At 48.7% G+C, this 10,415-nt stretch carries 12 protein-coding genes; 9 read left to right on the forward strand and 3 right to left on the reverse strand.

What is annotated here, in order from left to right; translation table 11 throughout:
• Nucleotides 1-26: 26 nt before the first annotated feature.
• The gene (locus tag EJP77_RS14975; RefSeq protein ID WP_127200048.1) at nt 27-407 is read right to left on the reverse strand and encodes a hypothetical protein; all 381 of its coding nucleotides are present in this window, start codon (nt 405-407) and stop codon (nt 27-29) included.
• Between the two features lie 222 nt (nt 408-629).
• On the opposite strand from EJP77_RS14975, the gene EJP77_RS14980 reads away from it, so the two are divergent.
• The 8 genes from EJP77_RS14980 (at nt 630) to EJP77_RS15015 (ending at nt 6,012) form a co-directional block, all read left to right on the forward strand.
• Nucleotides 630-917: a Dabb family protein gene (locus tag EJP77_RS14980; protein ID WP_127200049.1), complete on the forward strand. Its 288-nt coding sequence runs from the start codon at nt 630-632 to the stop codon at nt 915-917.
• A gap of 13 nt (nt 918-930) precedes the next feature.
• Entirely contained in the window at nt 931-1,359 is a 429-nt protein-coding gene (locus EJP77_RS14985; protein ID WP_127200050.1) for a DUF86 domain-containing protein, read from the forward strand.
• Nucleotides 1,360-1,598: 239 nt separating this feature from the next.
• Nucleotides 1,599-1,958 carry a YtxH domain-containing protein gene (locus EJP77_RS14990; protein WP_127200051.1) on the forward strand — a complete coding sequence of 120 codons (360 nt, stop codon included), beginning with the start codon at nt 1,599-1,601 and terminating at the stop codon, nt 1,956-1,958.
• A 232-nt stretch (nt 1,959-2,190) separates the two neighbouring features.
• Nucleotides 2,191-3,003, forward strand: a complete 813-nt coding sequence (racE, locus tag EJP77_RS14995) for a glutamate racemase (RefSeq protein ID WP_185897361.1) — start codon at nt 2,191-2,193, stop codon at nt 3,001-3,003.
• Nucleotides 3,004-3,323: 320 nt separating this feature from the next.
• Nucleotides 3,324-4,244, forward strand: coding sequence for a M14 family metallopeptidase (locus tag EJP77_RS15000; protein WP_127200053.1), 921 nt, complete (start codon nt 3,324-3,326; stop codon nt 4,242-4,244).
• A gap of 601 nt (nt 4,245-4,845) precedes the next feature.
• On the forward strand, nt 4,846-5,085 hold the full coding sequence (locus EJP77_RS15005; protein ID WP_127200054.1) for a hypothetical protein: 240 nt from the start codon (nt 4,846-4,848) through the stop codon (nt 5,083-5,085).
• A gap of 103 nt (nt 5,086-5,188) precedes the next feature.
• Nucleotides 5,189-5,497, forward strand: a complete 309-nt coding sequence (locus EJP77_RS15010; RefSeq protein WP_127200055.1) for a HesB/IscA family protein — start codon at nt 5,189-5,191, stop codon at nt 5,495-5,497.
• Between the two features lie 281 nt (nt 5,498-5,778).
• A complete protein-coding gene (locus tag EJP77_RS15015) occupies nt 5,779-6,012 on the forward strand; it encodes a YuzB family protein (RefSeq protein WP_127200056.1) in 234 nt (77 codons plus the stop codon).
• A 171-nt stretch (nt 6,013-6,183) separates the two neighbouring features.
• Here EJP77_RS15015 and EJP77_RS15020 read toward each other — a convergent pair whose 3' ends face one another.
• Nucleotides 6,184-8,163, reverse strand: coding sequence for an LTA synthase family protein (locus EJP77_RS15020; RefSeq protein WP_425464253.1), 1,980 nt, complete (start codon nt 8,161-8,163; stop codon nt 6,184-6,186).
• A gap of 42 nt (nt 8,164-8,205) precedes the next feature.
• Complete coding sequence (locus EJP77_RS15025; protein WP_127200057.1) at nt 8,206-9,345, reverse strand: THUMP domain-containing class I SAM-dependent RNA methyltransferase; 1,140 nt, start codon at nt 9,343-9,345, stop codon at nt 8,206-8,208.
• A gap of 171 nt (nt 9,346-9,516) precedes the next feature.
• On the opposite strand from EJP77_RS15025, the gene EJP77_RS15030 reads away from it, so the two are divergent.
• Nucleotides 9,517-10,146, forward strand: a complete 630-nt coding sequence (locus EJP77_RS15030; protein ID WP_127200058.1) for an O-methyltransferase — start codon at nt 9,517-9,519, stop codon at nt 10,144-10,146.
• The last annotated feature ends 269 nt before the right edge of the window (nt 10,147-10,415 follow it).

A 10,415-nucleotide genomic window follows, 5' to 3' on the forward strand; every position in this document is an offset into this window, starting at 1 on the left:
TTGTTAGAGATTCACAAGTTAAGCTGTTATTTCATATCAATTTCTAATGCTTCAATGAGATGATCATTAGCGAAACGCCAGGTGATTTCGGCATGCCTCCCTATTTCGATTGCTGGAACATTAACTTTTATCTTTTTGTTGTGAGTAGTTCGATAAATCACGGTATTCTTAGTAACCGAGAAAAAGCCAGTTTGCTGATCTGAGTTCTGCGGAGCTAGCTTTAGCTCAGTAAGCTTGACTACATATTCCGAGCGTACTCCATCTGTAACTCCGCCTGTTCTCTCTAAAGAAGCTATATTCCCGGCAGCGGTGTAGATGTCGGCCTGTTTAGTCTCGCGACTGCATCCAACTGTAAGGATTGTAACGAATAGGGCAAGCAACAATAGTATCATTGCGTGTCTTCTCATGGAATACTTTCAGCTCCTATGATTTAAATAAGGCTTATTCTATATATAGACGATACATGAATTAGATAAGTTGTGATATAAGGTCATTCTACCCGAAGCTTCGTTGCTAATTCTACAACTGAATACAGCCGGTTAACTTTTGCTTTTCCCCCAACCATGATATATTTTCCTAAGGGTTATCCACTTGAAACACCATTTCGAACTACAAGGAGAGAACGCGAAATGATTAAGCATGTCGTCCTGTTCAAATTGAAAGATTCTTCGCCTGAGAGTGTAGAGAGAACCGTATCCGTACTTCGCGGATTGGAAGGGAAAGTAGAGCAGCTGGTGGATATTCAGGTTGGCTCCGATGTCATCCACTCCGAGCGCTCTTATGATATTGCACTGATTACAACCTTCGCTTCGCTTGAAGATCTTCAGGGCTATCAGGTTCATCCTGAGCACAAGAAAGTGATTGAGCATATGGTTCAGGTGCGTGAATCACAGGTTGCTGTAGACTTTGAATTTTAAGGGGTTCTGACTGATGTATTATGTGAACCGGGAACAGATTGAGCGGCGGCTTAACGTGATTCCACAGATTATCGAGGTGCTGAATCAGGCCGAGGCCAAGCAAAATCAGAATCTGGAGCTTCTCTATGCCTTCGCTGAGGAGAGAGCGCTGCATCTGGGTATTGAAGTCGTGACCGATGTAGGGAGCTATCTCATCGACGGCTTCATCATGCGGGATGCCAGCAGCTATGAGGATATCATCGACATCATGCTGGATGAGAAAGTCGTTGACGGCCAGCTTGCCAAGCTGCTGACAGAGCTGGTTAGGCTTCGCAGGCCACTGGTTCAGGAGTATTTTGACTGGCGCAAAGATGGGCTGAGTGAGCTGGTGGCCGGATTGCCGGATGCGCTTACGTCTTTTGCGGTGAAGGTTAGAGATTACCTGGACCGAGAACTTAAATAAATGCTGTGGCAGCCGGGTCAACAGATAAGTCCGGGCATCCAATCAGCAAAATAAGCCTGAATCATGGTCATTGGATCTTGGTTTGGGCTTTTTTATTTGCGTTCAGAATAATTTCCCCGAAATTCATCTTCATCTGTGTCAAGACGAGCCCAGGCTGCTTATAATGAATCAACAATATAGGCATTCGCCCTGATGAAGCTGGTCTTAGATATCCGGGTGCCGAAAGGGAGAGATGTTAAATGAGTCAAAAGAATTTCTGGTTGGGCGCGCTTGTAGGAAGTGTAATCGGTTCGGCGGCAGCCCTGCTGCTCGCTCCTAAGAAAGGCAGTGAGCTACGCAAGGACATCGCGGACGGTGCGCGTCAGGTTAGCGACAAATCCCGTGAGGTTGCAGGCAAGGTGGGTGAGCATACTTCCGAAGTGATCAATAAGGTAAAAGACAAGGCTCATGATGTAGTCAGCAGCATTCAAGCACTTCGTGAGAAAAAAGTTAAAGCAGGCGTGAGTGAGGAGGAGCTCGTGGTCCAAATCTCCGCTTCGGAGAACAATAACGAGTCCACTGATGCAGAATTAACGGAGTCTGCCGAAGCCGTCAAGTAATTTGCTGAAAGTGTTCAAGTAACTGCCATATAGCATAAGACCCTTCGGGGTCTTATTTGCATTTTGTAAGATATTCCACTTTCCTTGTCCCCCCGCATAAATTGGGTTAATATTTAGGTACGCTTTGTGACCGGATGTCATAAAGTAACGGTGAGAATCATATGGAACGAACGAATGTATAAGCCAATTAAGTTAAGTTCCTTCCATATCAACCTATGAAAAAGGAAGCGGGATGTTCGTGCAGCAAGCTATCGCAATACTAGATTCGGGAGTAGGAGGACTGACGGTAGCGAAAGAGGTCATGAGACAGCTCCCCCGGGAGAAGGTCATCTACTTTGGAGATACGGCACGTACTCCCTACGGCCCTCGCACACCGGAAGAAGTTCGCTTGTTCACGGAGCAGATAGTTGACTATTTAATTCAATTTAATCCAAAAATGATCGTGATTGCCTGCAATACAGCTACAGCGGCTGCGCTCGACTACATTGCATCCAAGATTTCCATTCCAGTCATCGGGGTTATTCGCCCTGGAGCCCGAGCGGCCATCAGTGCAACGAAGACAGGACATATCGGTGTAATCGGTACGGCAGGAACCATTCAAAGCGGCGCCTATCCTGCGGCTCTTAAAGAGCTGTCTCCTTATATTCATGTGGTAAGTGAGGCTTGTCCTACACTTGTGCCGCTGGTGGAACGGGGGGTATTCGATACGCAGGAGACGGCGGAAGTCGTAAGGGATGCCCTCAAAGAAATCAAGCAGAATAACATCGACTGCCTAATCCTTGGATGCACTCATTATCCTTTCCTTAAGAAAGCGATTCAGCTTGAAATGGGACCTAAGGTTAAGTTGATCAGTTCAGCGGATGAAACAGCGCGGGAGATCAGCACGGTATTGTACCAGAAAGGCCAGCTCGCCCGCGGCGAAGAGACGCCGATTCATCAGTTCTTCTGCAGCGGGGACGCGGAAATGTTCCAGTCCATTGCATGTGAGTGGCTTGGTGAACATATCAATCTTACGCCTGTTGTATGGCAGAATCCTGTGCTGTAGGGTAAAGACCCGGAAGACAACATATATAAAACGCAGTTAGAATAAAAATATTCAGAGTAAACGTGGGCGGAGCGGATAATTGAAACAAACTTTCCCCCGAAGTTATGACTTTACTCATATATGCGGAAATTTAACTGTGTTTTATATAAATATTCAGCTTGGCAGTACCCCCGGTAGAACTTAGGTTCTCCGGGGTATTTGCTGTTCTGGTCATTAACATGGCGAAGTATCCCGAGCATACAATGGTAGAAAAGAAACACTGCATTTTAACTGATATGCTCTTCCGTACAGGCGTTAAAAATGTGGAAAGAGGTGGGTTCATGGAATTCTGTTCGCAACATGGCAGAGGACGAATTGTTCAGGTAGGAAATCAATATTTGTACAAAGACCTCATTCAGCAGCTCAAGCAGCTGCAGTGCGCTTACCCTGATCTTGATGTCTTGGAGATCGGACGAAGTGTCATGGGCAAGCCCATTCACTGTCTTCGCCTGGGCACCGGACCTCGTGCCATTCATATGAACGCCTCGGTGCATGCGAATGAATGGATCACTTCTCCGCTGCTTTTGCGATTCGTGGAAGAGATCGCCGCGTCGAGCGCTGTGGCTACGGAGCGCTGGAGCACAGAAGCATGCTTGTGGCTGAAGGAGTTCACCTTGTGGGCAGTGCCCATGGTCAATCCGGACGGGGTGAATTTATCTCAAGAAGGTGTGACTGCCTCCCACGCCAATGCAGATGAACTGATCAGCTGGAATAAAGGAAGCATGGACTTCAGCCGCTGGAAGGCGAATATTCACGGGGTGGACCTAAATGACCAGTTCCCGGCCTATTGGGAAGAGGAACAGCAGAGGCGCGGGATCCACATGCCTGCATCCCAGGATTATGGCGGTTCGGCGCCCCTTACAGAGCCCGAAGCGAAAGCGCTTGCGGAACTGACCCGGTGGGAGAACTTCGAGCTGGCTCTATCCCTGCATACGCAGGGCAAGGAGATCTACTGGAACTACCGGGATCTGGAACCTTATGAATCTCAGAAGCTGGCTCACCGGTTCTCCTATGCATCGGGTTACCGAGCAGTTAAGCTGACCGGGAGTGATGCCGGGTACAAGGATTGGTTCATCAAGGAGTTTAGAAGACCGGGCTTCACAATTGAGGCCGGAGAAGGCGTCAATCCCCTGCCGCCAGCCGATTTCGAGAGAATCTATGCGGAAGTATCCGAACTGTTCGCGGAAGCGATGCGATCCTGAATTATTCAGGAACCAGGAAAACGGGTATCCTATGGGTAGACTATTTGAACTTATATAAGTTGAACTAATGATTTACATGGTAGGCTGCCGTGTGAAATGTTCCTACGATCGCTGTTGTTCTCAGACTTCTTCATTGAAATTTTATAGGTAGAAGTCTAATCACAAAGCGTATGCTTCCGATGTAGCTTTCTTTCAGAAAGCTTTCAGAACGCTCCGCTTCTCCGGAATCATTTCACACTCTTGCCTATTAGTAATTCTTAAATTCAACTTATACAAATTAAATGACACCTAAGGGTGCTGTAACGGAGGGGAAGCTTGGAACTGTAGGAGCGCAAGCGACCGCCTACAAGCTTTCTGCAAGAAAGCTACATCGGAAGCATATACCTTTGTCTCCGGATTTCGACCACCCTATCTATAATCAGGAAATCCGGAGGCAACAGCGGCCGAAAGTCCAAGCATTTCCCNACCTTTGTCTCCGGATTTCGACCACCCTATCTATAATCAGGAAATCCGGAGGCAACAGCGGCCGAAAGTCCAAGCATTTCCCGTAGTTACGACTGCACCTTGATGTTATCATTTTATTTGATAGGAGGGGACATACATGAAACTTCAAAAATTATGGTCGCTCAAGCGCTGGGCCCATATTTTCCGCCGGCTGCCTAGACTCATCACGTCCTCCCAAATACCCTTGTCCGAGAAGCTGCTGTTCCTGGTTCCGGCGGGGCTCTATTGGGTACTGCCCGATGTGATGCCCTTCATGCCGCTGGATGATATCGCGGTGTCGATGTTCTTGATGAACTGGTTCGTTACTCGCGCTGAGAAGAAGTATCCACTCCTGTAAGATTCCTTATTCCTGATGGACCTGTGGTCTGCTCCTTGCATGCGGGGGGCAGATTATTTACAATAGCCATATTAGGTTTAACATACGAATAGGAGAGAAAGCCATGAGTGTCAAGATTACACGCAACGCTGCGAAAATCATAAAGAAAGAATTTGAGAAGGAAGAGAACCAGGGCAAAGGTCTTGCGCTGAAAGTATTCGTCACGCATTCTCATGGGGACCATGCTCACTATGGTCTGGATTTGGTCAAGCCTTCAGATAAGGATACGGTAGTGTCCACGGACAAAGAAATCGATGTAATCGTGGATCTGAGCGACCCGTTCCTGGAAGGTGTGAAGATTGATTACTTGTATTTTCCGGAAGAAGGATTTGTCATCACGAACCCTTCCAAAGGCAATCACGGGGATCACTAATCTAAGCGGCAGTGACTTAGGAGTAATAAGACTTCGCAGCGTACCGGCCACAGGCTGATACGCCCTGCGCGGTCTTTTTGTGCATAACTTTATAAGCTGACTTAAGAATTACATTTAGGCAAGAGTGTGAATTGTTTCTGAGCTGCAAAAAAGCTGTGATCCATCATCTTGCGCCATCCTGACGAGTTAAGGTACAATACGTTTATTGACTTTATACGTTGTATTAGAATGTGTCCTAGGAATCATGAAATTACTAGTTTTTATAGAAGAAGGGAAGCAGCATGGCTAACGATATCCGCGTATGCGATAAATGCAATTACGTCCGTCTGAAGACGCTCGTACCCAAGCTCCAGAAGATGGCTCCAGATGCCGAGATCAAGGTCGGCTGTAAGTCTTACTGCGGTCCTTGTGGCAAACGGGCTTTCGTCTATATTAATGGCCGCTATGTCAGCGCACCAACAGAAGATGAAGTGCTTGCGAAAGCCCAGCCTTTCGTGAAGAAGCCCCGTGTATAGGGGCCAGCGCCGATGGGTACTGGGAACATCCATAGAAGTCCGGACAAGCCGAAGCGCTTGACGGGCTTTTTTCCACTTATTGGGAATTTAACGCCTGTCTAACATGCAGCTGCGCTGAAGCTTACATTTTGATGATAATCTATATTTAAGGCAAAAAAGCTGCCCGCCGGTCTAACGACCCTGCGGAACAGCTTCCTCGAACTTCTGTATCAAATCGTACATAATCGTCTTATCTGAATAATCGAGCTGCTTCTTGGCTTCCTCATATCCGGCTCTTGCCCGCTCCACCTCGGTCTTCTGACGGGTGTTTAGGTCATAGCACGTCCCATTCTCGAACACACCGTCTGCTGAAGGAATATAGTAGATGGCCCCGTCGGTGAACGCGCCAGATCTTAGAACAACCATCTTACTCCGATCATCAAAAATATCATTTCCCATCATATAGTAAGGCTTGGATGAGATCCCCAGCAGATGCAGCAAGGACGGAGTCATATCGAGTTGCCCCGCAGGCTCATCATAGACCCCGGCATGCTTCCCGTCAGGCAGGTGGACGAGCAGCGGAACCTGATTCATAATTTGCTCCATATCCAGGTCCGTCAAGCTTTTGCCCAGAAATTTCTCATAATAAGACTTATCTTTGATTGAGTTATCATGATCGCCATAGAAGTACAAGATCGTCTTGTCCCATAATCCTTCGGCTTTCATCTGATCAACGAGTTGACCAAGCGCCGCATCGGTATAATGAATCGCTTCGAGATAATCTCCGAATATCGTTCCGGAGAACTCGCCTACATCAAGCTGCTGTACAGATTTGGGCAGGGAATAAGGATGATGGCTGGACAGCGTGATCAGATAAGAATAGAACGGCTGTTTCTCCTTGCCCATGAACTCAAGTGATTGCTTGAAAAAGGACTTGTCTCCAAGTGACCATCCGAGCGGCTCATCGATCACGTAATCCTTTTTGCTGTAAAAGCGGTCATAACCCATGTTCTTATACATCGTATACCGGTTCCAGAAGCTGCTGTCATAGGCATGGAAAGCCGCGGTGGTGTACCCACCTGATTTCAGAATCTGGGGCAGCACATCATATTGATGGTCCGGGTAACGGGTGAAGACAGACCCGGTTGGCAGCGGATGCAGCGAGCTGTGGGAGGAGAAGTCGGCGTCGGAAGTCCGGCCCTGTCCGGTCTGATGATAATAATTGGAATAGTAGAGGCTTTCCTTCATCAGCTTATTGAAGTTCGGGGTGATCTCCTGACCGTTCACCTGCTTGCCAATCATGAAGTTCATGAAGGCTTCGGCCTGGATGACCATCACATTACTGCCTTTGTACGCTCCGTAAGTCTCGTTCATAACCGGGCGATCCGAGCTTGCCTTGTCATACCACATTTTAATGTCTGCAAGTTCCTGATCCGACAGCTGTTTCTTCGGACCCCAGTGCTCAAGGCCGTACTTGTAAGCATCATAATAGTGAAACCCGAGTAGCCCTGTTACATTGTAGAGCGCCATATTCCACCAGTTCCCGGCAAAAAGACCGACAGCCCAGGTAGAAGTATAATAATGGATCGGCCCTAAGGCCAGCGCAAGACCGAGGCCTAAGGTGACCATTCCTGTGATCAGACGCCGGGTGATTCTCTTTAGACGAGAATCACTTATTCTAGCTCCACGCTCATATACAGTGCTGCGGCGTCTACGGGAAGCCAGGATGAAGATCATGGGAATATAGAAGATCCAATCGATGAAGAACCAGATATCAGTCCAGTGGATCAGCTCGCGGATGCTCCCGCCCAGTTCACCTACCTGGCCGGCCTGCAGCAGCACCGGAATAGTAATGAAATCCTGAAAGTACCGATAGTATACCAGGTCCGAGAAGATCAGGGCAGTTAGCAGAAGATTCAAGATGCTAAGCGCGATGCCACGGCCTCTTCTCGGAAGCCATAACGTCCAGAAGGAAGCCGCCATAATGGAGCCGATGGCAATAACATAATCGAGTCTGCTCATGTCGATGTTGTTCGCATGCAGATGTGAATGCATGTAAGCCAGCTTCCATACTATGACGGCGATAAATAGTAAGTATTCCAGATTTCGATACTGAAACACACGTCTCAACGATGAACCAGCACCGCTTTTTTCTAGTAAATTCACTTCGATCCCTAGCGCTCCTTCCTTTACATGGACAAGTTCCCCTTCGTGCTAACGACGAGGGGGAAGAGGCCCAAGAAATTGAAGATATTGACACTCGATCCGGCCATTGAACAGCTTGCGGCGCTTGTCCGCTTTTTTGTGAAAGTCCTGCTCAAATTGCTTGGTCGGAGTAATAGCGAAGAAAGACCAGGTTGGAAGTCCAGCGGCTACTCTGCCGAGCTGGGAGATCAGCTTCCGGATTTCTTTCTCCTCACCAATACGCTCACCATACGGTGGATTGGTGATTAGACAGCCGAAGTCGCCTTCTGGGGTGATGCTGGCTGCGGGAAGTCTTTTGAATGTGATTTCTTTGCCAAGTCCTGCGCTCTTCGCAGCCGCCATGGCGATCTCAATCGCTTCCCCATCGATATCGCTGCCTGTAATCTGAAGCGGGATGTCATCACGTACCGCATCGAAGGCTTCTTCGCGTGCTTCCTGCCACAACTCCTCACCGATCACCGGCCAATTCTCGGAATTGAAGGAGCGTCTTAAGCCGGGAGCAATGTTCCAGCCGATCATGGCAGCTTCAATTGGAATCGTGCCCGATCCGCAGCATGGATCATATAGCGGACGGTGCGGACCCCAGCGGCTGAGCAGAATCAAGGCGGCTGCCAGAGTTTCTTTCAGCGGAGCCTCTGTCGCATGCTTGCGGTAACCGCGTTTATGCAGTCCGGGACCAGTTGTATCCAACGTAAGTAACGCTTTGTCATTCAAAAGATTAACTTCAATCACATACCTTGGGCCGTTCTCTTCGAACCACTCGGTATGGTAGGTTTCCTTCAGCTTCTCGACTATGGCTTTCTTGACGATGCCTTGGCAGGCAGGGACGCTGCTGAGCTGGGATTTATGCGACCGGCCTTCGACCGGGAATTCGCCATGGGCCGGGATCCAGTCCTGCCAAGGAAGCGCCTTGGTTCCCTCGAACAGCTCGTCGAACGTTACAGCGCTGAACTCCCCCATTTTCACCAGCACGCGGTCCGAAGTCCGGAGCCACAGATTACAGCGGCAGATATCAATGAAATCGCCTGTGAAATTAACACGTCCGTTCTCTACACTCACATCTTCATATCCTAAATCCTTCAATTCACGGGCAACAATGGATTCCAGACCCATCGGTGCTGTCGCGATTAATTCTAATTGCCTTGACATGATCTCAACTCCATTTTGACTTGTGGGAATGCCTTAATAATCATACAATTTATCTGTTGATGTTCATTCAGTATAGTATAGGACAATGTACATAAACATACAATTGGGCTTTCGCTTCAAGAGCCCGGATGTTTGTACCCGATTTCGGTTCAAGAAAGGGGAATGATCTTCATGATCACACCAGAACAATATAGTGAGGATTTGTATCAGGCTGACGAGACTCTGCTCAGGGTAAAAGAGTCCATTGCGGCAGCAGGAATTCAGGACGTCTCCATCGTGCCAGGCTATGGACGTCTCCTGACCATGCTGGTGCAAATGTCGAAGGCGGAGTCCGTGCTCGAAATCGGAGCACTGGGTGGATATAGCGGCATTTGCCTGGCGCGCGGATTAGCCCCGGGAGGACGCATCGTCTCCCTGGAGATTAGCCAGGAGAATGCGGATTTGGCTCACGACAACATGCGTGAAGCCGGCTATGCCGACCAAGCGGTCTATATGGTCGGCCCGGCTCTGGACTCCCTGGAGGCGCTGCATGCCAAGGGGGACAAGTTCGATTTCTTCTTCATCGATGCGGATAAAGAGAATTATCCCAATTATCTGGAGTATGCGATCCAGCTGGCACGTCCCGGAGCGATCATCGCAGGGGACAACACCCTGCTGCGCGGCCGCACGCTGAACACGGACAAGAACGGCCCTTCCGTGCAGGCAATGCGCAAATTCAACGAGACCATTGCTCAGGACGAACGATTGATGAGTACTTTCCTGCCGGCCTATGACGGCCTGGCGCTGGCTTTGGTGAAGTAGGATAAGTTGAAATAAGTAGCAAGTTGATCAGTTCCTTTTCTGATATTTGATCTAGGAACAGGAGGATGGCACAACAAAAACCACCGAGGGAATAAGGCCCGGATTCGGTGGTTTTTGTTGTGCCTAGCTATTGAATTACTTACTGGTTGTTGCAGCTAGATCTTCTTATGCAGGCGCCGAAAGCCAGCTATGTGGCCCTTTTTATCCTTCTCAGCTAATGCCGAGCGGAGAGGGTCGGGCGATTCCGGAGAAACGGAGTGTTCGCCTTT

This window comes from Paenibacillus zeisoli, from assembly GCF_003994465.1.
GTDB lineage: Bacteria > Bacillota > Bacilli > Paenibacillales > Paenibacillaceae > Fontibacillus > Fontibacillus zeisoli.

Coding starts and splice junctions, on each gene's coding strand:
- EJP77_RS14975 (WP_127200048.1), bottom strand. CDS start 407: ATGAGAAGACACGCAATGATACTATTGTTGCTTGCCCTATTCGTTACA.
- EJP77_RS14980 (WP_127200049.1), top strand. CDS start 630: ATGATTAAGCATGTCGTCCTGTTCAAATTGAAAGATTCTTCGCCTGAG.
- EJP77_RS14985 (WP_127200050.1), top strand. CDS start 931: ATGTATTATGTGAACCGGGAACAGATTGAGCGGCGGCTTAACGTGATT.
- EJP77_RS14990 (WP_127200051.1), top strand. CDS start 1,599: ATGAGTCAAAAGAATTTCTGGTTGGGCGCGCTTGTAGGAAGTGTAATC.
- racE (WP_185897361.1), top strand. CDS start 2,191: ATGTTCGTGCAGCAAGCTATCGCAATACTAGATTCGGGAGTAGGAGGA.
- EJP77_RS15000 (WP_127200053.1), top strand. CDS start 3,324: ATGGAATTCTGTTCGCAACATGGCAGAGGACGAATTGTTCAGGTAGGA.
- EJP77_RS15005 (WP_127200054.1), top strand. CDS start 4,846: ATGAAACTTCAAAAATTATGGTCGCTCAAGCGCTGGGCCCATATTTTC.
- EJP77_RS15010 (WP_127200055.1), top strand. CDS start 5,189: ATGAGTGTCAAGATTACACGCAACGCTGCGAAAATCATAAAGAAAGAA.
- EJP77_RS15015 (WP_127200056.1), top strand. CDS start 5,779: ATGGCTAACGATATCCGCGTATGCGATAAATGCAATTACGTCCGTCTG.
- EJP77_RS15025 (WP_127200057.1), bottom strand. CDS start 9,345: ATGTCAAGGCAATTAGAATTAATCGCGACAGCACCGATGGGTCTGGAA.
- EJP77_RS15030 (WP_127200058.1), top strand. CDS start 9,517: ATGATCACACCAGAACAATATAGTGAGGATTTGTATCAGGCTGACGAG.